Source organism: Pseudomonas sp. ME-P-057, assembly GCF_030208975.1.
GTDB classification, from domain to species: domain Bacteria; phylum Pseudomonadota; class Gammaproteobacteria; order Pseudomonadales; family Pseudomonadaceae; genus Aquipseudomonas; species Aquipseudomonas lutea.
On sequence record NZ_JARVSX010000014.1, the window covers coordinates 36437 to 63109 of the forward strand.

19 protein-coding genes and 1 pseudogene are annotated in these 26673 nt (G+C 62.1%); 7 read left to right on the top strand and 13 right to left on the bottom strand.

The window, feature by feature from the left end:
* Positions 1-3 precede the first annotated feature (3 nt).
* On the bottom strand, positions 4-2865 hold the full coding sequence (locus QRN48_RS07135; protein ID WP_285349685.1) for an ATP-binding protein: 2862 nt from the start codon (positions 2863-2865) through the stop codon (positions 4-6).
* Positions 2866-3149: 284 nt separating this feature from the next.
* Here QRN48_RS07135 and proA point away from each other — a divergent pair, with 284 nt between their 5' ends.
* The 3 genes and pseudogenes from proA (at position 3150) to QRN48_RS25320 (ending at position 10123) form a co-directional block, all read left to right on the top strand.
* Positions 3150-8414: an anti-phage protein ProA gene (proA, locus tag QRN48_RS07140; RefSeq protein WP_285349687.1), complete on the top strand. Its 5265-nt coding sequence runs from the start codon at positions 3150-3152 to the stop codon at positions 8412-8414.
* A gap of 89 nt (positions 8415-8503) precedes the next feature.
* Positions 8504-9268: pseudogene (locus QRN48_RS25315) on the top strand (MCP four helix bundle domain-containing protein); the annotation flags it as partial.
* A 66-nt stretch (positions 9269-9334) separates the two neighbouring features.
* Positions 9335-10123, top strand: coding sequence for a methyl-accepting chemotaxis protein (locus QRN48_RS25320; protein ID WP_497293386.1), 789 nt, complete (start codon positions 9335-9337; stop codon positions 10121-10123).
* A gap of 5 nt (positions 10124-10128) precedes the next feature.
* Here the strand turns inward: QRN48_RS25320 and QRN48_RS07150 are convergent, their stop codons facing one another.
* The gene (locus QRN48_RS07150) at positions 10129-11046 is read right to left on the bottom strand and encodes an AraC family transcriptional regulator (RefSeq protein ID WP_285349690.1); all 918 of its coding nucleotides are present in this window, start codon (positions 11044-11046) and stop codon (positions 10129-10131) included.
* A 635-nt stretch (positions 11047-11681) separates the two neighbouring features.
* Here QRN48_RS07150 and QRN48_RS07155 point away from each other — a divergent pair.
* Positions 11682-12416 carry an SDR family oxidoreductase gene (locus QRN48_RS07155; protein WP_285349691.1) on the top strand — a complete coding sequence of 245 codons (735 nt, stop codon included), beginning with the start codon at positions 11682-11684 and terminating at the stop codon, positions 12414-12416.
* A 114-nt stretch (positions 12417-12530) separates the two neighbouring features.
* Here the strand turns inward: QRN48_RS07155 and QRN48_RS07160 are convergent, their stop codons facing one another.
* From QRN48_RS07160 to QRN48_RS07190, 7 genes are all read right to left on the bottom strand, one after another.
* The gene (locus tag QRN48_RS07160; protein ID WP_285349693.1) at positions 12531-13757 is read right to left on the bottom strand and encodes an acyl-CoA dehydrogenase family protein; all 1227 of its coding nucleotides are present in this window, start codon (positions 13755-13757) and stop codon (positions 12531-12533) included.
* A 93-nt stretch (positions 13758-13850) separates the two neighbouring features.
* Positions 13851-15224 carry an LLM class flavin-dependent oxidoreductase gene (locus QRN48_RS07165; protein ID WP_285349694.1) on the bottom strand — a complete coding sequence of 458 codons (1374 nt, stop codon included), beginning with the start codon at positions 15222-15224 and terminating at the stop codon, positions 13851-13853.
* Positions 15225-15252: 28 nt separating this feature from the next.
* Positions 15253-16956: a dipeptide ABC transporter ATP-binding protein gene (locus tag QRN48_RS07170; protein WP_285349697.1), complete on the bottom strand. Its 1704-nt coding sequence runs from the start codon at positions 16954-16956 to the stop codon at positions 15253-15255.
* Positions 16953-17831, bottom strand: a complete 879-nt coding sequence (locus QRN48_RS07175; RefSeq protein ID WP_285349699.1) for an ABC transporter permease — start codon at positions 17829-17831, stop codon at positions 16953-16955. Before QRN48_RS07175 ends, QRN48_RS07170 begins: the two co-directional genes overlap by 4 nt.
* 26 nt (positions 17832-17857) lie before the next feature.
* Positions 17858-18844, bottom strand: coding sequence for an ABC transporter permease (locus tag QRN48_RS07180; protein WP_285349701.1), 987 nt, complete (start codon positions 18842-18844; stop codon positions 17858-17860).
* A complete protein-coding gene (locus QRN48_RS07185; RefSeq protein ID WP_285349702.1) occupies positions 18837-20465 on the bottom strand; it encodes an ABC transporter substrate-binding protein in 1629 nt (542 codons plus the stop codon). The genes QRN48_RS07180 and QRN48_RS07185 overlap by 8 nt, the downstream gene beginning before the upstream one ends.
* Before the next feature lie 22 nt (positions 20466-20487).
* The gene (locus QRN48_RS07190) at positions 20488-21636 is read right to left on the bottom strand and encodes an LLM class flavin-dependent oxidoreductase (RefSeq protein WP_285349704.1); all 1149 of its coding nucleotides are present in this window, start codon (positions 21634-21636) and stop codon (positions 20488-20490) included.
* Between the two features lie 368 nt (positions 21637-22004).
* Between QRN48_RS07190 and QRN48_RS07195 the strand changes: the two genes are divergently transcribed.
* On the top strand, positions 22005-23030 hold the full coding sequence (locus tag QRN48_RS07195; RefSeq protein ID WP_285349706.1) for an aldo/keto reductase: 1026 nt from the start codon (positions 22005-22007) through the stop codon (positions 23028-23030).
* 81 nt (positions 23031-23111) lie between these two features.
* Here QRN48_RS07195 and QRN48_RS07200 read toward each other — a convergent pair whose 3' ends face one another.
* From QRN48_RS07200 to thpR, 3 genes are all read right to left on the bottom strand, one after another.
* A complete protein-coding gene (locus QRN48_RS07200; RefSeq protein WP_285349708.1) occupies positions 23112-23423 on the bottom strand; it encodes a DUF7693 family protein in 312 nt (103 codons plus the stop codon).
* On the bottom strand, positions 23423-23773 hold the full coding sequence (locus QRN48_RS07205) for a hypothetical protein (protein ID WP_285349709.1): 351 nt from the start codon (positions 23771-23773) through the stop codon (positions 23423-23425). Before QRN48_RS07205 ends, QRN48_RS07200 begins: the two co-directional genes overlap by 1 nt.
* Positions 23774-23910: 137 nt before the next feature.
* The gene (gene thpR / locus QRN48_RS07210) at positions 23911-24453 is read right to left on the bottom strand and encodes an RNA 2',3'-cyclic phosphodiesterase (protein WP_420850590.1); all 543 of its coding nucleotides are present in this window, start codon (positions 24451-24453) and stop codon (positions 23911-23913) included.
* 327 nt (positions 24454-24780) lie between these two features.
* Here thpR and QRN48_RS07215 point away from each other — a divergent pair, with 327 nt between their 5' ends.
* Entirely contained in the window at positions 24781-25290 is a 510-nt protein-coding gene (locus QRN48_RS07215; RefSeq protein WP_037010135.1) for a ProQ/FinO family protein, read from the top strand.
* Positions 25291-25382: 92 nt separating this feature from the next.
* On the opposite strand, the gene QRN48_RS07220 is transcribed toward QRN48_RS07215, so the two are convergent.
* Complete coding sequence (locus QRN48_RS07220) at positions 25383-25562, bottom strand: hypothetical protein (protein WP_285349711.1); 180 nt, start codon at positions 25560-25562, stop codon at positions 25383-25385.
* 124 nt (positions 25563-25686) lie between these two features.
* Here QRN48_RS07220 and QRN48_RS07225 point away from each other — a divergent pair, with 124 nt between their 5' ends.
* Positions 25687-26448: an SDR family NAD(P)-dependent oxidoreductase gene (locus QRN48_RS07225; RefSeq protein ID WP_285349713.1), complete on the top strand. Its 762-nt coding sequence runs from the start codon at positions 25687-25689 to the stop codon at positions 26446-26448.
* Positions 26449-26673: the final 225 nt, after the last annotated feature.

Here is a 26673-nt window from a genome sequence, read left to right on the forward strand (position 1 = left end):
CAATCAATGGCCGCTCTGGCACAGGAGCCCCGGCTGACCCTGTTTCAGCGCGTCCAGGCGGCGCACGTCATCAAGGAGCGGTTCGATCCAGAAATGCGCGCCCTGGCGCCGGGCTTCCTCCAGCGCAAGGTTGAGCAGGCGGCTGATCGCGACAGGCGGCGATTGACCCTGATCGAGCAGCAACCGCGCCTTGGTGCGCAGCAGTTGCGGCAGGAACCAGCGCTCTTCGCGTGCCTCTGCGGTCTGCACGGTTTGCTTGACCAGCTCGATGGCACGGTCCACCAGACCGAGCTGCGCCAGCCCCAGCGCGTATTCGCAGCGAATCAGGCTGAACAACGGCGTGCCGCCCTGATCCTGCAGCTGCTCCATGACATTGCCCAATGCCGGCAGGCTGGCCTCGGCGGCGCCTTGGCGGATCGACAGGATATGCTCGAAGCAGCGGGCAAACTGGCGCCACAAATACAAATCATGGCCAGCCATGCTGTCGACCAGCAACGCCAGGTACTGCTGCGCTTTGTCCTGCTGACCGAGCAGCAACGTGGCGGGGATCGCGCCCAGACAGAGCGTGTGCCAGAGCGTGGCCGGGTGATTCAGCCTGACCGCCTGGTGGACGTTATCCTCAAGCGTGGTCAGCGCACCGACCTGATCGCCCTGCAGGAGCTGGATCTGCGCCTTGAGCGAGCGCGCGGCGATGCGCTGGTCAAAATGCAGGTCGATCAAATGCGCGTCAGCGGACAGCGGCGCGCTGAGCGATTCCAGCACCGACTGTTTCGCTGCCTGCAGCCGGCCCATGTGAAACTGCGCCGTGGCACGCATTCGCAAACCGAGCAACTGACGTTCCCCGCGCTGGCCGCTTTGGCTCAGGCTCAGGTAACGGTCCGCCAGCGCCAGCGCGGGCTCGTACTGATTGGCGCAGCAGTGATCGGTCCACAGGCCCCAGAGCGCCCGCAGCCGGTGTTCGGTGTCGTGCAGCGCCGCCGCGTCGTCGGCCACCTGCTGCCAGGCCTGGCGCAGCGCCTTGCCGCCACCAAAGGTCAACACCATCAGGCTTGCAGACGCCGTCAACAGCAGCATGCGCGAGTGCGCCGGGACGGGCAGCTGTTCGCCGGCAGGCTCCAGCCCTCGATTGACCCAGCCGTAGCATTCCGCCGTCAGCGAAAGGCGCAGCCACAGCGGCAGACTCACCAGCGTCAGCTCGATGGCCAGGGCGCGGTGGCCCCGCGCCGAGTACGCCCATTGCAGGGCGGTGCGCACGCCGTCGACATCCGCCGCGTAGCGCGCCAGCCATTGCGCCGCCGGTGTTGTGGTCAGCGCCTGCACCGAGCCCTTGAGTTCGGCGAGCATCCACAGGGCGTGGCGCAGCGCGGTGTGATCGGTCTCGGCGTGTTCCCCGAGTTTTTGCGCGGCATACAGGCGCGTGGTCTCAAGCAGCCGGTAGCGGGTCATGGAGCCTTGCTCCCGGGCGACCACCAGCGACTTGTCCATCAGGCTTTCCATCAGCGCGGCCGGGTCTGCGCCAGCAAGCTCGGTCACGGCCTGGACGGCGCGCAGGGAGAACAGGCCGTTGAACACCGAGAGTTGCCGCAACAGCGACTGCTCTGCCGGTGACAGCATGGCGTGCGTCCAGTCCAGCGCGGCCGCCAGCGAGCGGTGCCGGGGCAGGGCGGTACGACGCCCGGTCATTTGCAGACGGAAGCTGCCGTCGAGTATCTCCGCCAGCGACTGCATGCCGAACGCCCGCACCCTGGCTGCGGCGATCTCGATGGCCAGGGCATTGCCGTCCAGCTTGCTGCAGATGGCCGCCGCCGCAGCAGCGTCGTGCTCGACGAAGACATAGGACGGGTCATGGCTTTTGATCTGCTCGACCAGTAAGGCGACGGCGGGGTAGTTCAGCGCATCTTTAGCGTTCACCGGCAGCGAGGTTGGCGGAAAGGGCAACGGCTCGACTTCATGCACAGACTCGCCCGCGGCGCGCAGCGGTTCGCGGCTGGTGGCCAGCACTGCGCAGTGGCGGGCATGGCGCAACAGCGCTTCCACCGCCACGGCCGCCTCTTCAAGCACGTGTTCGCAGTTGTCCAGCACCAGCAGCGCCTTGCTGTTGGCCAGACTGCGGGTGATGACGGTCAGCGGATCACTGGTGTTGCAGTCGATCTTCAAGGCGGCAGCTATCACCACGTGCACCAGCCCGCCACGCATCACCGGGGCCAGGTCGATGAAGTACACGCCCTGCGGGTAATGCGCTTGCAAGCGGTGGATCAAGGCCTGCGCAACGGTGGTCTTTCCGGTGCCGGCAGGGCCGGTGAGGGTCACGAAACGGCACGCTTCGAGCTGGCGGGTCAGCGTTTCCAGCAGCGCCTCCCTGCCAAACACGGCTCGGTCAGCGCTGCGTGCAGCGGCAATCGCGCCAGCCGGGACCTCGCTCAGCGATAGCGTGCTGCCCGGTTGCTCGCTGGCGACTGGCTGCGCAGCCGCTAAGGATGGTGTGGGTGAGGCGGGAGCGGTGATGGCGCAGGTGATCGGCGCGACGAAACGATAGCCCCGACCAGGCACGGTGACGATACAGGTCAGGCCGGTGTCGGTTTCCAGGGTTCGGCGCAAGGTCAGCACCTGCGCGCGCAGATTGCACTCTTCGACCACCACCCGGGGCCAGACCAGACCCAGCAGTTCGGCTTTTTCCAGCAGTTCGCCAGGCCGCGTGGCCATGGCCGTCAACAGCAGCATCGCCCGGCTGCCCAGCGCCACCGGTTGGCCATGCTTGAGCAGCAGATGGTGCTGCGGCACCAGAACAAACGGACCAAACACGACAGCGCCCTCCGGGACGGAGGCTTCCATAACGCTGTCGCCGACTGATTTATCAAGATTCATCCTGTCGAAACTCATCACATACCTGGGGGAAAGGGACTTGAATCCCGACACGGCGTGTCCGTAGCGTGCCGTGATCGAAGGGTTATGTAACAGTTTCGTACAGGTTAGTGACTGTTTTGGTGCAGGGGGAGTACCGCAGGGCAGCGTTTTTTTGACGGTAACCGTCGGAGAGGGGCCGACATTGACCGATAAACGATTCACAACCCCGCGCGACTCATGGACTATAGGCGCCATTTGACGGCCTCCCCACGAGGCCAGCAGCTCGTAGCGCCTGGAGCCCCTGAATGACCATCGAAATTGAGGCGCTGATCGCACGCAAGATCGGCTTTGCCTCTCACCAGAACGCCGTGCCACTCATCCGTGAGCTGAGCGTCTGGAACACACACGACACCGACATCGAACACCTCACGCTGACCCTGAGCACCGACCCTGATTTTGTCGAAAGCCGTACCTGGCAAATCGACCGGCTGAACGCCGGTGACCGTCTCGGCATCCGCGAACGTGACATCAAACTCAACGCCGCCTATTTGTCCGGGCTGACCGAGAGCCTGAATGCCGACGTGATCATGCGCGTCTCTCAGGGCGACACCGTGCTCGTCGAGCAACGCTTCCCCACCGAGCTGCTGGCGCGCACCGAATGGGGCGGGCTGAGCGCCATGCCGGAACTGCTGGCAGCGTTTTGCATGCCCAACGATCCGGCGGTGGATCGGGTGCTCAAGATGGCGTCACAGGTGTTGCGACGCGCCGGCAAGAAAGACGGCATTGACGGCTATGAGAGCAAGTCCCGCACGCGCACCTGGGAGCTGGCCTCGGCGATCTGGTCCGCGGTGTGCAGCTTGCGCCTGAGCTATGCCTTGCACCCTGCCAGCTTTGAGCAACAGGGCCAGAAGATCAGACCGCCCAGCGTGGTACTGGAGCATGGCGTAGCCACCTGTCTGGACACCGCGTTGCTGTTCGCGGCGGCGCTGGAGCAGGCCGGGCTCAACGCGCTGTTGGTGATGACCAAGGGCCACGCCTTTGTCGGCGTGTGGCTGCAGCCTCAGGAGTTTTCGCAACTGCTGACGGACGAAGCCTCGGCGGTGCGCAAGCGTCTGGACCTGAAAGAGATGGTGGTGTTCGAAACCACGCTGGCGACCCAGGCACCGGCGCCGGGCTTTTCTCAGGCCATCGTCGCGGCGGAACGCCAGTTGGACGACGAGCAATTCATCATGGCCATCGACGTGCACCGGGCGCGGATGCAGAAGATTCGTCCGCTGGCGTTGCTGTCAGCTGTCACCGTCACAGACGACCCTGCATCGGACACACCGCCGGCTGCCGAAGCACTGGAAGAGGCGCCAGCGCTCCCGGGCTTTGATGTCGAACTCAACGAGGGCAACGAAGGTCCTGCGGGCAAGCTCACCTTGTGGCAGCGCAAATTGCTTGACCTGACCACCCGCAACCGCCTGCTGCACCTGCCCGACAGTGCCAAGGGTGTGCGTCTGTTGTGCCCCGACCCGGCAGCGCTGGAGGACTTGCTGTCCAGCGGCGGGCGTATTCGCGTGCTGCCAGTGCCAGACCTTAAAACCAGCGGTCGCGATGAAGCGCTGTACGAGCAGCAGAATAACGAAAGCCTCGTGGACGAAGTCGCGCGTCAGGCCCTTGCCCGGGGTGAAGTGCTCGCCAGCCTGGAGAAGGTCAAGCTGGAAGCCACATTGATCGACCTGTTCCGCAAGGCGCGCAGTGATCTGGAGGAGGGCGGGGCCAATACGCTGTTCCTGGCCATCGGCTTTCTGAAATGGAAGAAAACCGCCGATGACCCCAAAACCTACTCGGCGCCGTTGATCCTCTTGCCCGTCAAACTGGAGCGCAAAAGCGCCTTGTCGGGGGTGACCCTCGGGCTGCTCGACGAAGAACCGCGTTTCAACCTGACGCTGCTGGAATTGCTGCGCCATGACTTCGAGCTGGCGATCCCCGGGCTGGAGGGCGATCTGCCTGGCGACGACAGCGGGATCGATGTTGCCGGCATCTGGAACACCGTGCGCCGGGCGGTGCGCGATGTGCCCGGCTTTGAAGTCAGCACCGAGCTGGTACTGGGGACCTTCTCGTTCGCCAAATACCTGATGTGGAAGGACCTCAACGCCAATGCGGCGCTGCTCCTGCAAAGCCCGCTGGTCAGGCACTTGCTGGAGCCCGGCGAGGCGGACGAGGGCTTCTCCGGGCTGGGCGACTTCCCCAGACCCGAGCAGCTGGATGCCACGGTGACGCCCGCGCAACTGTTTGCACCGTTGCCGGCCGACTCGTCGCAACTGGCCGCCGTGGTGGCCTCGGCCACTACCCGCAGCTTCGTGATGGACGGACCGCCCGGCACCGGCAAGTCGCAGACAATTGCCAACATGATCGCCCACAACCTGGCGCTGGGACGGCGGGTGCTGTTCGTTGCCGAAAAGCGCGCGGCCCTCGACGTGGTGTATCGCCGCCTGGCGGAGAAAGGGCTGGGCGAGTTCTGTCTGGAACTGCATTCCAGCAAGGCCTCGAAGGTCGAAGTGCTCAAGCAGCTGGAACGCGCCTGGGACGTCAGCGACGCGCTGACGGCCGAGGAATGGGAACGCGAAGCCGCTCGCTTGCAAACCCTGCGCTCTCGCCTCAACCAAGTGGTCGAGGTGCTGCACCGCCGCTCGGACAATGGCCTCACGCTGCACCAGTCAATAGGCCGCGTGATTCGCGACCATGGCCCGCAGACGCCTCGACTGACCTGGCCAGCCAGCACGCAACACAGCGCTGCCGAGTACAGCCAGCTGCTTGATCTCGCCCGGCGCCTCGGACTCAATGGCGCCGCCGCGCGGGAGCTGTCGGGCATGTTCGGTGTGCTGGCGCAGACCCAGTGGTCGAACGCCTGGCAGGCGCAGATCGCCGACGTCGCGCGCCAATTGCCGCCTGCGCTGGATGCGCTGAACACCGCGAGTGAAAAGTTGCTGGGTCTGACCCACTTGCCGTTGCCAGTGGCTGACGCGCCACAGGTCCGGCAGCTCGGCGAGCTGGTGGCGCTGATCGTGGAGACTTATGGGCAAAACCTGTCGTTCGCGTTCGCCCCGGACGCGCTCAAGCGAATCGAGTCGGCCCGTCGGGCGTGTCAGATAATTGAGAGCTATCGGGAGCTTGAGGAAAGTCTGTCGCTGGACTACGCCGATGAGGCCTGCCGCCGTGTGCCCGTCGAACAACTGCGCAGCGAGTGGCGGGAGGCCGAGGGCAAATTCTGGTTCCTGGGCACGTTGGCCAAAAAGAAGGTGGCGAAGACTCTGGCATCGTTGGGCGGTGCGGCGGGTCTGCCCGATGCACTCGCCGACCTCGGCATTTTCGAGCGACTGCGGACGCAACTGCTGGAACTGGACACGTTGGCCGGCGACCTGCAATCGATCCCTGGCTGGCAAGGCCTGGGCAGCGACAGCGCCCGGGTGCTGCGCGCGGTGATGTTGGCCGAACATCTGCGTGCACAGCTCAGTGCGCTGGCTACCTCACCTGAAGAGCTGATCGCGTTGCGCAGTGCCGTGGCACGGCTGGTCATCGAAGCCAATGAAATGCTCGCACCCGCCGGGCACATCGGTGCCGCGCTGACCGCTCTGCAGCAAGCATTATCGCGCTATGACGCTGCCGCGAGGTCTTTCGCCGAGTTGGGCAATCTGGACAGTCGGGCCAACGCCACGCAACCGAGCGCGGCGACATTGCGCGCGACGTCAGTTGCCATTCAGCAGCACGAAGCGCAGCTAAAAGCCTGGTGCGACTGGTGCCGGGTGCGCGAACAGGCTGCAGAGGCCGGCCTTGGCCACCTGGCACAGGCGGTGGAAACAGGGCAGATGATGCCAGCCGCGACCGAGGACACGTTCGTCACCGCGTACGCGCATTGGTTTGCGACCCAGGGCATCGACAGCGAACCGCTGCTGCGCAACTTCGTCGCGGCCGAGCACATGAGCGACATCGGCACGTTTGTGCGCCTGGACGACGAGTTGGCCAAACTGACCGTACGCTACATCCGCGCCAGGCTCTGCGGGCTCATCCCGTCCAAGAACGACATTCCCAAGAGCAGCGGGTTCGCCATTCTCAAACACGAATTGCAGAAGTCCCGACGGCACAAGCCGGTGCGACAACTGGCGATTGAGATGGGCGATGCGCTGAACCGTCTGGCGCCGTGCATGCTCATGAGCCCGTTGTCGATCGCTCAGTTCTTGCCGGCCGATCAGCCGCCGTTCGATCTGGTCATCTTCGATGAGGCCTCGCAGATCGCCCCATGGGACGCCATCGGCTCCATCGCGCGCGGCAAGCAAGTGGTCATCGCCGGCGATCCACGCCAGATGCCCCCCACTAACTTCTTCAACCGCGGGGCCAACGCAGGTGACGACGACACCGCCGAGGACATGGAAAGCATCCTCGATGAATGCCTGGGCGCCGGCGTGCCGAGCCACAGCCTGAGCTGGCACTACCGCAGCCGCCATGAAAGCCTGATTGCGTTCTCCAATCACCGCTACTACGACAGCAACCTCATCACGTTCCCCGCCGCGGAAACCCGCGCCAGCGCCGTCGATTGGCGTAATGTCGAAGGCGTGTACGCCAAAGGCAAGGGCCGCTACAACCAGGCCGAAGCAGAGGCCATCGTCGCTGAAACCGTAAAGCGCCTGACCGATCCTGCGTTTGTGGCGGCCGGTTACTCCATTGGCATCATCACGCTGAACTCCGATCAGCAGAAACTGATCAACGACCTGCTCGACACCGCGCGCAAGCAATACCCGCAGATCGAGCCGTTCTTTCAGGACACCCAGACCGAACCGGTGGTGGTGAAAAACCTTGAGACGGTGCAGGGCGATGAGCGCGACCTGATCATGCTCGGGATCGGCTACGGGCCTACCGAGCCCGGCGCGCCGGTGATGTCGATGAACTTCGGGCCGCTGAACAAGGACGGGGGATGGCGCAGGCTCAACGTTGCCATCACCCGCTCACGGCGGGAGATGCTGGTGTTCACCTCGTTCGAGCCGTCGATGATCGACCTCAACCGCACCAACGCCCGCGCCGTACGCGACCTCAAACACTTTATCGAATTCGCTCAGCGCGGCCCGCGTGCGCTGGCCGAAGCGGTACAGGGCTCGGTAGGCGGTTACGATTCGCCGTTTGAAGAGGCTGTCGCCCAAGGGTTGCGCCGTCTTGGCTGGCAGGTTGTGCCGCAGATTGGCGTATCACGCTTCCGCATCGACCTGGGCATCGTCCATCCTGACCGACCCGGCGATTACCTGGCGGGCGTGGAGTGCGACGGTGCCACGTATCACAGCGCTGCAACGGCACGCGACCGCGACAAGGTGCGCGGCGCCATCCTCAAGGGGCTGGGATGGAATCTGGTCAGGCTGTGGTCAACCGAATGGTGGGTGGACAAGGAGGGCGCCCTGCAGAAGCTGCACGCTGCGCTGAACGAGTTGCTGGAAGCGTCGCGAAAGGACGTCGCTGCGATGCCGGCAACGGATGAACCGCACGTTGAGCCCTTGATGGCGAATGTCGCGACCGAATCCGGCGCTGAGGACGTGGTGTAAACGGCCTGACGGACAGGCTATTAAACTTTGGGACTTCTCGCCGATAGCTACAGAACCAGGCCTCTGGCCATTCTGCAGTGAGAAGTCCCATGCGGCTCAGAAATATCAACCTCGCTCCACGCGCCACTCTTTTCTTTTCGGCAATTATCGCGCTGGTCGTGATTCTGGGTGTCATCGCCATCCTGCAGATGGGCAAGCTGCGCGACAGCGAAAAGGACGTCGAACTCAACTGGATGCCCAGTATCCGGCAAACCGCGCTGATGAACGTCACCATCCTTCGCCTGCGCCTGGAGACCCAGCGGGCGCTGGCCGACCCTCAGACCATCCAACAAACCATCAGCAAGTTCCCTGCCTACCGCAAGGCCTCGAAAGACGCGGTCTACAACTATGAGCCGCTCATCGCGAATGACCAGGAGCGCCAGTTGTTCCTGGCCGTCAAGAAGTCCTACGACGACTACGCCAGTCAGCTGGATCTGCTCGAGCCCCTGTTGAAGGCGGGGGATACGGATTCCATTGTCAAACTTGTTGCGACCGGCATCCGCCCGGTCACCAACCAGATGGAAGGCCAGATCGAAGAACTCGCACGTTTCAATAACGAGGGCGCTGCGCTTGCCGGTATTCAAGCGACTGATGTGTATGACTCCGGCTTTTACATTGTCGTCGGCTTGATTGTATTCGTCGCGCTGCTGACCCTGTTCCTGGCCACTCTGCTGACTAAAACGATCACCTCACCGCTTGGCAACGCCCTCAATGTCGCCGAACGCATTGCATCGAGCGATTTGTCGAAAGAGGTTGAAGTTAGCGGGACCGATGAAGCCGGCAGGCTGTTGAGCGCTCTGGCCACCATGCAGCAGAATCTTCGCACCACGATCATGCAGATCGCTGATTCTTCATCCCAGCTGGCGGCTGCGTCGGAAGAAATGACGGCGGTGACCGAGCAATCGAGTCTTGGCCTGGTGTCCCAGAACGATGAAGTGAATCAGGCGGCAACTGCGGTCACCGAAATGAGCGCCGCGGTGGATGAAGTCGCGCGCAATGCCGAGTCGGCGTCGGAAGAATCCCGGCGCGGCCAGGGTTACACTGAAGTGGGTCTGGAGCGCGTGTCGCAAACGCTGAAATCCATCCAGAAGTTATCGAGCAACGTGCAGGACACCAGTGAGCAAATCACCGGCTTGTCCAACCGTGCCCAGAACATTTCCAAAGTGGTTGAAGTCATCAGGGCCATTGCTGAACAGACCAACCTTCTTGCCCTCAATGCGGCGATCGAGGCCGCTCGGGCGGGTGAACAGGGCCGGGGTTTTGCCGTTGTTGCCGACGAGGTTCGAGCCCTTGCGCACCGCACACAAGTGTCGACGCAAGAAATCGAACAGATGATCCAGGCCATTCAGAATGATTCCGACCAGGCCGTCAAAGCAATGGCCACCAGCCGAGACCTGGCATCCGAATCGTTGAGCGTGGCGGGTGACGCCAGCAGCTCGCTGGACCAGATCGCCACGGCAATCATCGGGATCAACGAACGCAATATTCTGATCGCTACCGCTTCCGAAGAGCAGGCGCACGTGGCGAGGGAAGTGGATCGCAACCTGGTCAGCATCCGCGAACTGGCGTCTCAGAGTTCGGCAGGTGCCAGCCAGACGGCAAGTGCTTGCAATGAAATGTCCAAGCTCGCGGTGAACCTGAACCAGTTGGTCAATCGCTTCAGGGTCTAACAGATTCAGGCGGGCCGGCGAGCGCGTCCGACATCTCTGGATGGCGGACTGCCGAACTGGCGGCTGTACTCTCGACTGAACTGCGAGGGGCTTTCATACCCCACCCGATAACAGGCACTCGCCACGTCCAGCCCTTCGCCGAGCATCAGTCGACGGGCCTCCTGCAAGCGCAGCTGTTTCTGATACTGCAGCGGGCTCATCGCGGTCACCGCCTTGAAATAATGGTGCAGGGTGGAGCTGCTCAGGTTGGCGACCCGGGCGAGTTCTTCGATGCGCAAAGGCTGGGTGTAGTGGTTGTTCAACCAGTCAATGGCCTGCGTCACCCGTCGCGTCTGAGAATCAGCGAGGGCCAGTTCATGCAGACGGCGCCCGTGTGCGCCGCGCAGGAGGCGGTAGTGCAGTTCTCGCAGGGCAAGCGGTGCGAGCATGGCGATGTCTTGGGGTGTATCGAGCAGCCGGACCAGCCGAAGCATGGTTTCCAATAGCGGGACATCGACCTGTTCAAGGAACAGCCCACGCTGCGGCTCGTCCGGCACGCCCAGCAGGGGAGCGTCGGCGATGACCTGAGCGATATCGGCGGCATCGAAATCGAAACGCAGACACAAGTAGGGGGCCTGCGCACTGGCGACCAGCACGCGCCCGGAGACCGGAAGTGTCACCGACACCACCAGGTAGTTGAGCGGGTCGTACCGGTAGCAGTCGTCTGCCACGCCGACTTCTTTCTGACCTTGCACAATCAGGCAGAGCGCCGGCTTGTGCACGGTATGGATCACTTCCGACGGCGCGTCCAGGCGAATGACCTGCAACGGCGCAAGCGCGGTCTCCCACGTTCCGGGCGTGGTGAAGCGTTGGGTCAGCAGGCGAACCAGCTCGGCGCGGTAGAAGGCCATGTTTTGCAGCATGGAAGCGTCGGTCTGTTCCATGTCAGGGCTCTTACTGGGTGGTGATTGTGCATCCGGGGGGGGGCTGACCTGCCTGCGTAACGATGATAGCGGGAGGCAGGCTCGGCATTTTCTAACAGGTTTTCAGGGTGGCCGCATGCCCGTTGCCTATCGGAAATTTCAGGCGACACCCAATCCTGTAGAAGCGCGCTTGCCCGCGAAGGCAATATGTCAGCGACATATCTTCGCTGCACTGACGCGTTCGCGGGCAAGCGCGCTCCTACAATCGTTCGTGGTTTCTCCTGGACACTGTGGTGTTTTCCATGGTTCGTGGTTTGTCCTGAACACTGTGGTGTTTCCCATGGTTGTGCGATTCGTCATGCATCTCAATGCCGATCCGCGCGGGCGTGGGTCTGATGCAGCATTTCCGCTGCCGCACAATCCTGTAGGAGCGCGCTTGCCCGCGAAGGCGGCGTGTCAGCGACTCATCTTCGCCTGAACTGACGCGCTCGCGGGCAAAACAGAAATCCACTCAGACACGAATAGGCAAAGGTTGCGCAGGTTTCGGCACGTGTCGACCTGACCGCTGCCGTTAACCTTTCCGACGTACCCAGCAGCAGCGCCCGCGTATGGCGCGGGCGCTGCTGAACTCAATGCAAAATGCAGGAGCTACGGTTATGTCGAACATTCAGAACAAAGTCGTACTGATCACCGGCGCCAGCAGCGGCATCGGCGAAGCAGCGGCCAGGCTGATCGCTGCCAAGGGCGCCCACGTCGTACTGGGCGCACGTCGGACTGATCGACTGGACACACTGGTCAACGAGATCCAGGCCGACGGCGGGTCGGCCAGCGCGTGCGCACTGGACGTCACCGATCTGCAGTCCATGCAGGCGTTCGTCGCATTGGCCACCACGCAGCATGGCAAGGTCGACGTGATCGTCAACAACGCGGGCGTCATGCCCCTGTCTCCTTTGGCATCGTTGAAGGTCGATGAATGGAACCAGATGCTCGACGTCAATGTTCGCGGCGTACTGCACGGGATTGCCGCTGTCTTGCCCGGCATGCAGGCGCAAGGTTTCGGGCAGGTTATCAATATTTCCTCGATCGGCGGCCTCGCGGTGTCGCCGACCGCTGCGGTGTATTGCGCGACCAAGTTTGCCGTCAGGGCGATCTCCGATGGTCTGCGCCAGGAGACGGACAAGATCCGTGTCACCGTGGTCTGTCCCGGGGTCGTCGAATCCGAGCTGGCCGATACGATTTCCAATGACGTGGCGCGCGAGGAAATGAAAGCATTCCGGCGCGTGGCGATGAGCGCGGATGCCATCGCACGCGCGCTCGCCTATGCCATTGAACAGCCCGATGACGTCGACGTGAGCGAAATTGTGGTTCGGCCGACTGCAAGTCCTTACTGAAAGGTCGGAAGGAAAGCGGACGTTGGTTCGCGGACAGCTCCGGCGCAATGGGGCAACGCGGCCCGGGATAAACAAGCCGACGGGTGTCGGCCTGGTCATGACTCAGCATAAAGATCAGGCGATGCCGATTTTCCATTGTGCTGGCGGGGGCGTGCCGTTGACGGCGAAGTCGCCAACGATGCGGTCCTTGTAGATACGCGGGTTGTGCGAAGCCAGGGTGCGGGCGTTACGCCAGAAACGGTCCAGACCGTTCGGTCGCAAAGTCGCCGAAGCACTGACGGCATCGAATGCCCTGGAGCTGGCGTCGATGATCAGGTCGCTGACAATCGTTTGCGATTGGGCAATTTCCAGTTCGGCGATATCCACCGCCTGCATCAACGCATCGGCGTCGCCGGTCAGGCCGGCGTCATAGGCACGCTGGATCGCTTCGGCGTTTTTCAGCACGATGGCGCCAGCGCTGTAGGCCGCGGCACGAAGGCTGCCGACCACTTGCAGCACTTGCGGGTCCTGAGCGACCCGAGGCGCGTTGCCGTTGCTGAAACTGCGCGTGCGCCTGGCTACCGCATCGGCCACTTCGCCACTCAAGGCGCGCCCGATTCCAGCCAGATTGGCCAAGTGAATGATCTGGAAAAAAGCGGGCGAGTAAGGGAAACGGTCCTCGTTGCTGACGATATTGCGCGGGTCCACGGCGACCGCCCGAAAGTGTGCGGTGCCGCTGGCGGTCAGGGTCTGGCCAAAACCGTTCCAGTCGTCGACCACCTCGACACCTTCGGACTCGCGACGCACGGTAACGAACACGCGCCTGCCATCGTGATCGCTGACCGCGACGTCGATCCAGTCACTGTACAGGCTGCCGGTGGTGTAGAACTTGGTGCCGTCTATGCGCCATTGTTCGCCGTCCAGATAGAGCCGCGAGCTCAACTGCGCCTGGCTCGTCTGGCCAATTTCGCCAGTCGCCGGGCCCACCGTTTCACCCCGTCCCAATCGCTCCAGCCACAGCGCACGGCGTTCCTCGTTGGGGCTGCAGAGCACGCTTTCGGTAAAGCCCAGATGGCCACGCAGCGCCTGCACCAGATTGGAATCGGCTTCGCCGAGCTCGATCAGCAGGTTGGTCAGCTCAGAGATGCTCACGCCGGATCCGCCGTAGGCTTTGGGCACGCGAAGGGCAGTGAAACCTGCAGCCTTGAGCAGCTGGATTTCTTCCACCGGCAGGCGGCGTTGCAGTTCGCGATCAATGGCGCCTTCGCGGAGCCTGATGAACAGTGGCCTGAAGCGCTCGGCCAGCTGTTCATAGTCAGGTCCGGGGCCTGCACCCCAGGCGGCGTTGATTTGATGGGTCATGGCGGTTTTCTCTTCAGTCGGTGCGATGAGGCAAGAAGTCGGCAAACCCCGGGCTTGGCGTCTGCCGTATATCAGTCACTGAGCGGCTCATTTTCAAACGGCGACGGAAAGCTCACGTTTGAGCGTCGCGGGGTGCTGCGGGAAAGGCAGCCCGAGACGTTCACGCAGGGTTTTGCCTGTGGGGCCATCGGCAGGCACCAGGCCACGCCGCTTCAGTTCCGGCAGGATCAGCGCAATGAAATCGTCGAGGCCTTCGGGATAGGTCGGGGGCAGGATGTTGAAGCCGTCGGCGCCGTACCCTTCAAACCAGGCTTGCAGCTGATCGACCACCTCTTGCGGCGAGCCCACCAGCGTCCAGTGCCCGCGCGCCCCGGCCAGACGCAGGTACAACTGGCGAATGCTCAGGCCTTCGGCGGCGAGCTGCAGAATCAGTTGCTGGCGGCTTTTCGAGGCGTTGGTGGCGGGCAAATCCAAGGGCAGCGGGCCGTCCAGCGGCAGGTGCGAGAGATCGACGCCGCCGAGCAGACCCGACAACAGGCTCAGGCCTACCTGGGGATGAACCAGGTCCTGCAGGCGCTGGTGCTTGGCATGGGCCTCTGCCGAAGTCGGCGCGGTAAAGATCGTCACCCCTGGCAGGATCTTGATGTGCTCGGGTTTGCGCCCCAGCACCGCAGCGCGAGATTTTATGTCGCTGTAGAACGCCTGCGCGTCAGCCAGTGTCTGGTGGGCGGCGAAAATAGCTTCGGCGGTGGCAGCCGCCAGCGCCCGACCATCCTCCGAGGCGCCGGCCTGCACCAGCACAGGCTTGCCTTGAGGGGAGCGCAGCACGTTCAAGGGGCCCTGCACATTGAAGTGCTCGCCATAATGATCGGTCCTGTGCAGCTTGTTGCGGTCGAGGAAGATGCCACTTTCCTTGTCCAGCAGCAGCGTGTCGTCCTCCCAGCTGTCCCACAGCTTGTCGACCACCGCATGGAATTCCCGCGCACGGCTGTAACGATCGGCATGGGCGGCCTGGCTGCCGTGACTGGCACCGCCGAAATTCTTCGCCGCCTCCGGGTCGCTGCTGGTGACCAGATTCCAGCCAACGCGACCGCCGCTGATCTGATCCAGCGAGGCGAACTGCCGCGCCAGGTTGAAAGGCTCGCTGTAACTGGTGCTGGCCGTGGCCACCAGGCCGATGCGCGAGGTGACGGTGGCCAGGGCCGAGAGCAACGTCAGCGGCTCGAAACTGAGGCTGGGCGCGATGACGCGGTCGAAGGTCGGCGCGTCGATGCCGCGCACGGAAACACTGTCCGCCAGGAACAGCGTGTCGAAACCCGCCGCCTCGGCCTTGCGCGCCAGCTCAACGAAGTGATCCAGACGCACCCCGGCGTCGGCTTGCGAGCCGCTGTCACGCCATGCGGCGATGTGATGCCCCGTGGCGCGCAGGAAGAGGCCGAGCTTGAGCGTGTCAGTACGTGGGTTCATGAGGTTGCTCCTGGTTCTGGGTCATGGACTAGCAGGCCACCGCGAAGGACAAGCTGCGTCTGGGCGGTGCGCTAACGTTGGGACTGCCGGGGATCGCAGCCAGCAGGCGTTGGGTATAGGAATGCTGCGGCTGCTGCCACAGGGCCTGCGGCGTGGCCTGTTCGACGATGCGGGCGTCGTGCATGACCATCACTCGGTCGGCCAGGTAACGCACCACTGAAAGGTCGTGGGAGATGAACAGGTACGAAAGATTGAATGCCTCGCGCAGTTCCACCAGCAGGTTCAGGATCTGCGCCTGCGTCGAAACGTCCAGCGCCGACACCGGCTCGTCACAGATCACCAACCTTGGCTTGACGATCAACGCCCGGGCGATGCCGATACGCTGACGCTGGCCACCGGAAAACTGATGCGGCAGACGATTGAGGCTATTGCGGGCAAGGCCGACCGCATCGAGCATGGCTTCGCGCGCTTTGGCTCTCTGGCCGGCATCGTTCAGGCCGTGCAGGCGCTGAACCCGGTCAAGAATGGCCTCCACGCTGTGCCGCGGGTTCAGCGCCGCGTAAGGGTCCTGGAAGATCATCTGCAGTTGGCCGCGCCAGGTCAGTCGTTCGGCCTGGCCGAAGCCTGTGATGTCCCGCCCATTGAACGCGATGACGCCCTGACGAGGTTTCAGCAGTCCCAGCAGCGCCTTGCTCAGCGTCGACTTGCCGCATCCCGATTCGCCCACCAGCCCCACGGTTTCTCGCTCGCCGATGCCGAAGGACAAGCCGCTGAGCACGTCCTTTTCGCCATACCCCAGGCTCAGGTTTTCCACCTGCAACAGCGGCGTCGTGTGCGCGGCGCCAGGGCGTGGCGCCTGACCCGGCCGATACAGCGTGCTGCTGACCTTGTAGCAATTGGCTTGACCTGGGGTGCGCAGGACCTGAATTTCCGGCAGCCGGTTGTCGAGGTAATGCTGACCATGATCGCGGCCCAGCGAGGCATTGAGCAGGCCTTGGCTGTACGGGTGCGCGGGGTGGCTGAACAGTTCCGCCGTAGGCCGATGCTCCAGCGCCAGGCCGTCGTGCATGATGATGACCCGGTCGGCCTGCTGCCTGACCACGCCCAGATCATGGGTGATCAGTAGCAGGCCCATGCGCAGTTCCCTGCGCAGGCTGTCGAGCAATTCGAGAATCTGTGCCTGTACGCAGACATCCAGCGCGGTGGTCGGCTCATCGGCGATCAGCAGACGCGGTTCGCACGCGATGGCCATGGCGATCATCACCCGCTGTCTTTGCCCGCCGGACAAGTGCTGAGGGTATTCCTGCAAATGCGCTGCAGGCCGCGGCAGTTGCACCAGGCCGAACAGCTCTTCGGCGCGCTTGTATGCCTGCCGCCGGGTCAGGTCGGTGTGGGTCAGCAAGGTTTCGGTCAGCTGCTCACCGAGGGTCAATACCGGGTTGAGTCTCGACAGCGGTTCCTGAAAGACCATCCCCAGAGCGCTGCCCTGTAACCGGCGCATGCCTCTGGGCGACAACTGCAACAGGTCCTGACCTTCGAACAGGACCTGACCACTGAGTTTCGCGTTGCCCGGCAACAGCCTGAGCAGCGCCAGCGCGGTGGTGGACTTCCCGCAGCCGGATTCACCGACCAGCGCCAGGGTTTCCCCGGCCTCCACGGTGAGGTCCAGGCCCCGTACTGCCTCGACACCCTCGTAACTCACGCGCAGTCCGCGCACCTCCAGCAGGCTCATGGGATGTACCGGCGCAGGCGGGGGTTGAGGGCGTCGTTGAGGCCATCACCGAGCAGGTTGAACGCAAGCACCACGGCAATGATCGCCACGCCCGGCAGGGCAGTGAGGTACCACGCGCTGGCGATCTGTTCGCGGCCCGCGCCGATCATCCCACCCCAGCTGGGTTTGTTCGGATCGCTCATGCCAAGGAAGGCCAGGCCGGCTTCGATGAGGATCGCCGACGCCACCAGAATCGACGTCGTTACCACTAAAGGCGCCAGGGCGTTGGGCAATATCTCGTGAAGGATGATCGAGCGATTGCTGAAACCCTGGCTGCGCGCTGCAGTGACGAAATCCGCCTCGCGCAGGGTGCGAAACTCGGCGCGGATTAGTCGGGCAATGGTCGGCCACGATGAGATACCAATGGCCATCGCGATGACGTTCACCGTAGAGCTGCCGATGGCGACGATGACGATCACCAGCAGAAACGACGGCACGGTCTGGAACACTTCGGTGATGCGCATCAACACGTCGCCCAGACGACCGCCGTGATAACCAGCCAGCGCGCCGACACCGGTACCAATGATCACGCTGATCAACGTGCCGTACAGCGCGATGGTCAGCGACGCTCGGGCGCCATAGGCAATCCCGGCGGCGACGTTGCGCCCCAGTGAGTCGGTGCCCAGCGGATAAGCCGGGTCGCTGCCGGGCCACAGCAGGGGCTCGGCGACCATTTCCGACGGATCGCCAGGGAAGAACTGAGCGGCGCTCAGCGCCATGCCCAGCGTGAGCAGCAAAATGGCAGCGCCGGTCAGCGCCGCCGGGCTGCGGCGTAATGCCGCCCAAAGTGTTTCACTGTGACCGGACCGAATCGATCGAATAACCGTTGACGACATCGCGTGCTCACTCTTCAAAAGACGGGTTAATCCACCTGAATACGCGGGTCGAGCCACGCTTGCAGCAGGTCCATGGACACGTTGATCACCACCACCAGCATCGATGACAGCAGCAAGATTCCCAGCAGCAGGTTGTAATCCCGGGACAACACGGCATCGAGTGTCAGGCGACCAAGGCCGGGCCAGCCGAACAGGGTTTCAGTGACCGCTGCGCCGCCTAGCAGCGCGGCGAAATGCAACCCGGCGAGGGTGGTGAGCGGCAGCAAGGCGTTGCGCAGTACATGGCGGATGGCGACGCGGGACGGGCTCAATCCCTTGGCTCGAGCGGTGCGCACAAAATCCAGACGCGACACTTCGAGCATGGAGGCGCGGGTAAGCCGCGCGTACAGGGCGATGTAAAACGTCGAAAGTGTCAGCACCGGCAGGATGGCGTGGCTGAACCGGTCCAATAGCCAGTCCAGGCCGTGCAGGTCCGGCCCCAGCGTTTCGCTGCCATCGCTGGGCAACCAGCCGAGCTTCACCGAGAACAGCACCACCGCCATCAAGCCGATCCAGAAACCGGGCGTCGAATACAGCAACAGCACCGCCAGCGACAGCACCCGGTCCGGCCAGCGGCCGGCCTTGCTGGCCATGACCGCGCCGGCAGCGACACCCATAATCAACGCCAGAGCCAATGCGCTGACCATCAGCACCAGCGTGTTGGGCAGGCGATCCAGCACCAGTTGGATAACGGGCATGTTAAAGCGCGGCGAAAGGCCCAGATCCAGATGCGCCAGGTGGGTGAGGTAAGCGAGCAACTGCTGCCCTAAATTGAGGTCCAGGCCGAAATGCGAGCGCCATTGCGCGAGTGTGGCTTCGGTGGCGCCGCCCGATTCGCTGGCGAGCACATCAACAGCGTCACCGGGAATCAGCCTGAGCAACAAAAAGTTGAGCAGCAGAATGCCCAACACCGTCGGCACCGCTTGCCAAATCGTGCGCCGGGCCAGGCGCAAAATCCGCAGACGATCAACCATGGGCGACCGCTTCGCCCGCCACGCGCACGTCCGCCAGGCTGCCGTCCAGACCATTGCCGTCGGCCTCGAAACCGGAGACCCGCGCGTTGAACACCGTCACCTGTTGCTGCATCACCAGCGTGATGTTCGGCAGCTCCTCGATCACGATCTTCTGGAAGGCCCTGAACAGCTCGCCGCGTTTCTGCTCGTCGGTTTCCACGGCGGCGGCTTCCAGCAGCCGGTCGACTTGCGGGTTGTTGTAGTGGGAGCCGTTGGAGAACGGCAGGCCCTTGCGAAAGTTTTTCGACCAGAACAGCCGTTGCACACCGACGGTGGGGTCGAACATCGTGCCCATGCCGACCACAGCGAAGTCGAAGTCTCGGTCGCTGTAGATGCGTCTGGTGTACGTCGGGAAGTCCTGTGAGCGCAGTTGTACGTCGATGCCGATCCGGGCCAGGGCCGTGCGGATATAGGCGGCAGTCCGTGCGTAACTGTCGCCATAGGGAAGGGGGTCAAGGGTCAGGCTGAAGCGCGAATTGCCTCTTTTCGGGAGCCCTGCCTCATCCAGCAGCGCGTTGGCCCTGGCCACGTCAAACGGGTAGGGGTCGGGGCCCTCATAGACGTACTGAGGGAAATTCATCGGAATCGGCGACACGCTGACGTCAGCGTATCCGTAATAGACCACTTTCCTGATCACTTCGCGGTCGATGGCGTGGGCGATGGCCTTGCGCACTTCGTGACGGGCCAGCAGCGGGTGGTCCAGGTTGAACTCGAGCATGGTCGGCGTGATGCTGTAGGCGTAGCCACGGGTGGTGAATTGCAGCTTGCCGGACTGGGTGATGCGTTTGAGTTCGCTGAGCGGCACCGGGCTTTGTCCGCCCGCATCGAGAGTGCCGTTCTCGAATGCCGCCAGTCGCGCGGCCGAGTCGGGCAGCACCTTGAGAAACAGCGTATCGACGCCGGGCAGGTTGGCATCCCAGTAATCGGGGTTGCGCTCGTACTCGATGAAACTGCCGCGCTGCCACTGTTTGAAGCGATAGGGCCCGGTGCCGACTGGCGCATTGTTGTGCGGGTTGCTCAGCGGATCGCCCGAGGCATACAAATGCTTGGGCAGGATCGGCGTTTCGCTGCCGGCAAAGGCGCGAATCAGGTACGGTGCAGGCCTGGCCAGTTTGACAATAGCGGTGTGGTCGTCAGGTGTTTCCACCGTGAGCAGATTGGCAAATGTGCTGCCGCCGCGTGGGTGATAACGTTTGATCAGTTCCAGCGAGAACGCCACGTCCTGGGCCGTGAACGGCTGCCCGTCATGCCATTTCACCCCCTGGCGCAGCGCAAAGCGATAACTCAGGCCGTCGGCGGCGGCCTCCCATGCGACGGCCAGGCCGGGCAGCGGCGTCAGGCTCTCGTCATAGCGCAGCAGACCTTCGAGCACTTTGCTACTGGCGGTGATGGTGGTCCCGGCGGTGGTGTTGAACGAACTCAGCGACGGCGGCTCCGGGTTGACCAGCAGATTAAAGACCCGTTTGCCTGTTACGGCTTCGGCAGTGGCTGCGGCCAGTGCGCTGGGCAAGAAAGGCACACTTGCGCCGATCACCGGCAGTGCACAGAGGCCGGCGATGACTTGACGACGAGAAAAGGGCATTGACGTTCTTCCTTGCAGGTATTCAGTGGCGCAGGCCGGCTTGATACAGCAGCGGCAATACGCGTTCGGCGAACTGTTCGAGGTCCGGGGCGAAATCGAAGAAGCTCAACTGGATCCCGTCGATGCCCGCTTGTTTGAGTCGCAGGATGTCGCGCACCACGGTTTCCGGGCTGCCGACCAGCTGGATATTGCCTCCTACGTAGCGATGGTCGGCCTGGTGACCGCGCCAGGCGTGGGCGTCACTGGCTTCGCGGGCATGCCCGGCCAGGGTTCCAGGGTCGCCAGCTGCACTGATCGCGGCGTGGTGCTCCCAGGCCTCGGCATCGCTGTCTCGGCAAATCACCAGCGGGTTGATCAGTGTGCGTATCTGCCGTCCCTGGCCCAGCGCAGCCTGTTTGATACGCGCCAGATGGTCGGGCAGCTTGCTCAGCGCGTCTTCGATCTCGGCGCTGCCGGGGCTCGTGGTAAAGACGATGTCCGAGTGCCGGGCGGCGAATTCGATGCCTGCGCTGGAGCCCGTCGCGTTCACCAGAACCGGCCGGCCAAAGCGCGGCTTGACGCTGCTGTAGGCCTCTTCAAGCCGGTAATAGTCACCGGTGAAGTCGACGTTGTCATGGTTCGCCCAGAGTTGCTGAACCACGCGGATGAATTCGTCCGCCTGCTGATAACGCTGATCGTGCTCGATAGGCTCATGACCGAAGCGCCGGTGCTCGCGATGACGATGGCCGGTCACCAGATTCAGGCCCCAGCGCCCTTGGCTGATGTGATCCAGCGTGGCGCCGAATTTAGCCAGATGCAGCGGGTGCCAAGGCCCATAAAGCACATGTAGCGTTGAGATCAGCATGATGCGCTCGGTGACCGACGCCAGCGCCGCCTGCGTAATAAAGGCATCAAGGGATTCGTCGTGATAGCGAATGTCACCGCCATAACCGCCTTTGCCCAGCCATTCGGCAAGGGCGAATACCAGATCAAAGCCCAATGCTTCGGCGCGCAATGTTAGTTGCTTGTTGTATTCGAAAGTCCAGTCGGTACCTCGAGGCAAGGCCGAGGCGCTCCAGCCGCCGGATTGAACGGGAAGAAACAAGCCAAGCATGAGCGGCTGGGAAAAAGCGCGGGATAAAGGGCTGTCAGGAAAGTCGAGCGGTGACGAGAAAGAAGGCAATGGAAACACTCCGGCGTTGAATGTTGTGAACAGGCGGTTGCAAGCAATATGCCGCCGGTACAACTTTCTTATTTATCGCCTGAATATAAAGGGGGATAAGTCTATGGGGCGTGGGCCCTCTATCACGCGGGTTGCGCCTGCAGGATGCCTTATGTTCTTTGACTGTTGCTGGACAAACACTTGCGAGTTGAGTGTGTCTTTAGAGGAATAACATTAGCTTAAAACGTTATAGCGACGTCCCTGGTTATTATTGACCGTTAATCCCTACCTCCATATTGTCACTTCGTTTGTTTGTTGCGAATGGCTGCGCACCGCCGGTTCTAACTTATATCGGCGGGTCACGCGCCGTCTTTCTTTTTATCTTCGTTGGAGATTTCATGAGCGTTATCGATTATCGGTCACTGGGCCGTCACGGTATTAAAGTTTCACCCTTGACCCTGGGCACCATGATGTTCGGTGGACAGACCGACGAAGCGGTCTCTCGGCGCATTACCGACAAAGCATTCGAGCAGGGCGTTAATTTCATCGACACCGCCAACGGCTACAACGCCGGCGCCTCCGAGGATGTGGTCGGCCGTCTGATTGCCGCGCGCCGTCAGCAATGGGTGCTGGCGACCAAATTCGTCAATCCTGATCCGGGGGGTGCGGGACCGAACAGTCGCGGTGCCTCGCGCAACAACGTCATACAGTCAGTGGAGGCCAGCCTTAAACGCCTGAACACCGATTACATTGACCTGTTCTATCTGCACCGCGAAGACCCGGATACTCCTGTCGAGGAAACCGTGCGAGCGCTGGCGGACCTCATTCGTGTGGGCAAGATTCGCGCTTATGGCCTGTCCAACCATCGCGGCTGGAAGCTGGCCGAGTTCTGTCGTGCCGCCGATATGCTGGGTGTCGAACGTCCAACCGCCAGTCAGCCGCTGTACAACCTGGCCAACCGGCAGATCGAGGTCGAGCATCTGCCGGCCGCTGACTACTATGGGATTGGGGTTGTGTCTTATAGTCCGCTGGCTCGCGGCGTGCTGACCGGCAAATACCTGCCGGACCAACCCGCACCGGAGAACACCCGTGCCGGGCGCAACGATGCGCGTCTGAAGCAGACCGAATGGCGGCCGGAATCCCTCAGTCTCGCTCAGCGCATCAAGGACCACGCTCAGGCGCGCGGCATCAGCAGCGGCCAGTTCGCGCTGGCCTGGGTGCTCAACAACCGGCTGATCACCTCGGCCATCGCCGGGCCGCGCACCGAAGAGCAGTGGGATGACTACCTGCCAGCACTGGAATACCGCTTCAGCGTTGAGGACGAGGCATTCGTCGACGACCTGGTGGTCAGCGGTCACTCATCGACGCCGGGCTACAACGATCCCAGCCATCCGTTCCTTGGGCGCGTTTCTCAAGTCGGGTGACTGCTGATGCGGTACTTCCTCAGTCACTTCATTCTTGACACGTGCTGACGCTCGATTCGTCTGACGATCATGAATAACGGCTCAAAGGGCCAAGAGCAGCCGCTCCAGCTGGGTGCGCTCCCACGTGCTCAGCAGTTCGACGGGATGGGTGCCGTATCGCTGGAAGGAGTCGAAGCGATACGCCTGGCCGTCGGGGCTGACGCAACTGTGGCAGTAATCAAGCGTGTTGTCCTGGATGTAAAACGTGATCACCCAGCCATCGCTCTCGACCGTGATCGGCCCGCAATAGCGATCAGCCCGGGTCTGATCGCCCAAGCGGCGCATGGGGCGGACACCCAAGGCGATGTCTTTCAAGACTTGCGAGGTGTCGCGAGCGGTAAGTGGCGCAGACATCACATCGGCTTGACCGACACCACTTCAACGTACTTGAACTTCTTTCTCGCCAGTTTGGTGGCTTCCTGTTCTGCAAGCAGGGTGCTCAACGTGTCGGCTTCGTGCAGAAACTCCTGGGTTTCGCCTTCGAAAACATTGCCAACCCTCAGGGTGACTCGCAGCCTGGGCGTGAAGGCTTTAGCGACCTTCTTTTTAGCGACAGGCTTGGCCAGCGGCTCGATGATCACTTCCGGATCAGGTTCTTTCGTGACTGCGGGTGCAGGGGCGGGTTCGGGTGCGGCGGGAGGAGAGACCTCAGCGTCGCCGAAGAGCGCGCGTCGCATCTCTTCTTCTGTGAGTTGTGTGTTCATGGACTTTCTCTTGATCAAGGTGGCAGTGTTCCGAATTCTACCAGCATCGATGGCGGTGACTGTAACGTGGCCAGGCCAATGGAGCGGGGGGCGCGAAGACGCGCGGCAGGCGTTTACGCGCTGGAGTCATTAAGGCTTCAGGATTCAGATTCAACAAGTGGCCATTCCGCGATCATCCGGTATTGGCCTTTATGGGACTCGTAAAGAGCAAACCGATCAGCCCTAAGAAAAAACTCGGGTGGGCTGCCTGCCTCCGGAACCTGAGACAGGTAATCCCGGGACAGGGTCAGGTGAGGGCGGAATTCCTTCTGTTCCGGGTTATGCACGAAGGGCAGCATCGCCTGTTCCAGGGCGTAAGCGAACCGCATGAGCTCTGCAGGCGCATCGTCTGGCATGAGCACTAGCACCTTCGATTTGCGCCAGACCTCTAGGCGGTCAAGGGCCAGGGTAATTCGTTTTCCAGGGGTTTTGACGTTGGACGCAACGGTGCAGATGTCTGCGATTCGCGCTGTGTTCACGGCCCCCAGAAACAGCAGCGTCAGGTGAAAATTGGCCGTTGGAACGGGTCGACCAGTCCGCAGCCCGAGTGATGAGCGCCACTGGGAAATGGTCTTCCTCAGCGCAGAGGGGCAGCCAAGGGCGAAAAACAGTCGCGATTGAGGTTCATTGTTCATGGGCATATCGGCGTCTTCCTGTTCACCCGATGTGGGCTTGCGCATGGGCCGGGTAAACGCAGTCGGCCCGCGCCTGGCCTTGGTGTCCAACAGCGCTCCAGATATCCATCGAGAGGGCTCAACAGGCGACGGATGGACTTTAACCTGCCGAGCGCAACCTGGCGCTGACCCCGGGCGGTATTCAATGAGTGCTCGATTTGGACACCGTTCTCAAGCGCAGTACAGCGTGTATTCCACGAAACCGCGACGATCCGTCCTGTTTTTGCTGCTACAAGGCACGGCATCGAATACCCTTGCAGCCAGGCAATTTACCTACAGGCAGTGAATACAACGATGGGTTTTGAACAGTTAGCTGAACTACGCGACCGCTTGCGGGCCGAAAAGGCGCCCGCACAGGCCGAGAGCGCACCACGTCCCAAGCGAAAACCGCAGGCCGATCCGAAGCCTCGCGAGAAGGATCCGGCGGTGGATGCGATCTGGTCGTTGCAGAAGCACTTTCCGTTGGCCTTCCCGGTCAATCCGGCTCCCAAGGTCCCATTGAAAGAAGGCATCCTTAAGGATGCCGAGCAACATCTGTCGTTGCTCGGACTCACTCTCGAACAGCTCAAGCTGGGCATCTCGACCTGGTGTCGGGGCACACGATATTGGGCAAGCATGGTAGAAAACGCCCCACGCCTGGACCTGAACGGTCAACCGGCCGGCGTCGTCACTGCGGCTCAGGCACGGTATGCAAAGCAACAGGCCTCACTGCGACGGACCCAGGACCGCAAAAATCGCGCGAGTCAGAAACAACGTGTTGAACCAAACGTTGCGGATGACACCGTTCAGCAGCCTGACGCCTGAGCTCAGCCGGGGGTTGGGTCGGCACCGGCATTCAGCGCGCGGGCGCTGGATGGTTGAACCAAGGGCGGCCAGGCCGCCCGTTTGACTGCGAACTAAACGTGGTCAGGTGCGGCCGAGGGTGAGAGTGACAGCGCGGGCTGCTCAATGACGATGCGCTCAAAACGGCCCGCCAACACGACGTAGGCAAATATCCCCAGCAGACCGTGTGCAGCCACAAACCACAGAGCGGCGTTGAAAGACCCGGTTGATGCAACGAAATAACCAATGCTCAAGAATGTTCCGACCCAGCGCGCCAGTAAGCTTCTATAGAGAGTACGGCCTCAGTGGATGCCTGACTGATCAGTGCAAGGTGTGTACGCTGCCGCTTACTCTTTTAGCGATCAGTCGAGACACCCTATGAAACTCAACCCGGCAATGGGTGACGCATTACGCGTAGTGTTGGTGACAGGATCGACATCCGGTATCGGCGCAGCCATTGCTCGCAAATTCAGCCAAGAAGGCTACGCCGTGGTGCTTCATTCCAGAAACTCTGCGGATACGGGACGCGCCATGGTTGCGGAACTGAAGCGGGCCACTTACGTGCAAGCTGATCTTTCCATCGAGGCGGACAGGGTCAGGCTTATCAACGAGGCTATTGCGGCGTGGGGTCAGCTTGATGTTCTGGTCAATAACGCTGGTATTAGCAGGGTCATCCCGCACAGCGACCTTGCCTCTGCAAGCTCCACCGTGTGGCACGAACTTAATGAGATTAATGTCGTTGCGCCGTTTCATTTGGTCACTTTGGCCGAGTCGGCGTTGCGCGATGCCGCCCGTTCCGGTCGACCAGGTTGCGTAGTAAACATCAGCTCCCACGCCGGTGTCCGTCCCAAGGGCGCATCGATTCCCTATGCGGTAAGCAAAGCTGCGCTGAATCACATGACCCGCTTACTTGCGGTGTCGCTTGGGCCAGAAATTCGCGTAAACGCTGTGGCGCCTGGGTTGGTCGACACGCCTCTGACTGCAGAGTGGACCGAGGCTCAAGCGCTGTGGCGAACTCGCGCACCCATGCGCAGGGCCGCGAGCCCGGACGACATCGCAAAAGCGGTTGCCATGCTGGTCGAGTCAGACTATTTGACCGGAGAAATACTCCTTATTGATGGGGGATTAAATCTGACCTAGGATCAGCGCGCTCGGGTGTAGCAAGCGAAACGACAAGTCCGCTATTCCCATGCCGATCCAGCGTCGGACGGACACCATAGCGTTTAGAGTAAGCGGGAGAACTTCCCCAGACAGATCATGCTCGCTCAAGACCTGGCGGCGTCAACGAGCAAGCCCGACATTTAGCCGGGCCTATTGAGTACATTCTGTTATTTACCAGTTCATGATTGTGATCTCGCATGCCAA

Bases quoted from the DNA above. Each gene is read 5' to 3' on its own strand.
- QRN48_RS07135 (WP_285349685.1), bottom strand. From the start codon at position 2,865: ATGAATCTTGATAAATCAGTCGGCGACAGCGTTATGGAAGCCTCCGTC.
- proA (WP_285349687.1), top strand. From the start codon at position 3,150: ATGACCATCGAAATTGAGGCGCTGATCGCACGCAAGATCGGCTTTGCC.
- QRN48_RS25320 (WP_497293386.1), top strand. From the start codon at position 9,335: ATGACGGCGGTGACCGAGCAATCGAGTCTTGGCCTGGTGTCCCAGAAC.
- QRN48_RS07150 (WP_285349690.1), bottom strand. From the start codon at position 11,046: ATGGAACAGACCGACGCTTCCATGCTGCAAAACATGGCCTTCTACCGC.
- QRN48_RS07155 (WP_285349691.1), top strand. From the start codon at position 11,682: ATGTCGAACATTCAGAACAAAGTCGTACTGATCACCGGCGCCAGCAGC.
- QRN48_RS07160 (WP_285349693.1), bottom strand. From the start codon at position 13,757: ATGACCCATCAAATCAACGCCGCCTGGGGTGCAGGCCCCGGACCTGAC.
- QRN48_RS07165 (WP_285349694.1), bottom strand. From the start codon at position 15,224: ATGAACCCACGTACTGACACGCTCAAGCTCGGCCTCTTCCTGCGCGCC.
- QRN48_RS07170 (WP_285349697.1), bottom strand. From the start codon at position 16,956: ATGAGCCTGCTGGAGGTGCGCGGACTGCGCGTGAGTTACGAGGGTGTC.
- QRN48_RS07175 (WP_285349699.1), bottom strand. From the start codon at position 17,831: ATGTCGTCAACGGTTATTCGATCGATTCGGTCCGGTCACAGTGAAACA.
- QRN48_RS07180 (WP_285349701.1), bottom strand. From the start codon at position 18,844: ATGGTTGATCGTCTGCGGATTTTGCGCCTGGCCCGGCGCACGATTTGG.
- QRN48_RS07185 (WP_285349702.1), bottom strand. From the start codon at position 20,465: ATGCCCTTTTCTCGTCGTCAAGTCATCGCCGGCCTCTGTGCACTGCCG.
- QRN48_RS07195 (WP_285349706.1), top strand. From the start codon at position 22,005: ATGAGCGTTATCGATTATCGGTCACTGGGCCGTCACGGTATTAAAGTT.
- QRN48_RS07200 (WP_285349708.1), bottom strand. From the start codon at position 23,423: ATGTCTGCGCCACTTACCGCTCGCGACACCTCGCAAGTCTTGAAAGAC.
- QRN48_RS07205 (WP_285349709.1), bottom strand. From the start codon at position 23,773: ATGAACACACAACTCACAGAAGAAGAGATGCGACGCGCGCTCTTCGGC.
- thpR (WP_420850590.1), bottom strand. From the start codon at position 24,453: ATGCCCATGAACAATGAACCTCAATCGCGACTGTTTTTCGCCCTTGGC.
- QRN48_RS07215 (WP_037010135.1), top strand. From the start codon at position 24,781: ATGGGTTTTGAACAGTTAGCTGAACTACGCGACCGCTTGCGGGCCGAA.
- QRN48_RS07225 (WP_285349713.1), top strand. From the start codon at position 25,687: ATGAAACTCAACCCGGCAATGGGTGACGCATTACGCGTAGTGTTGGTG.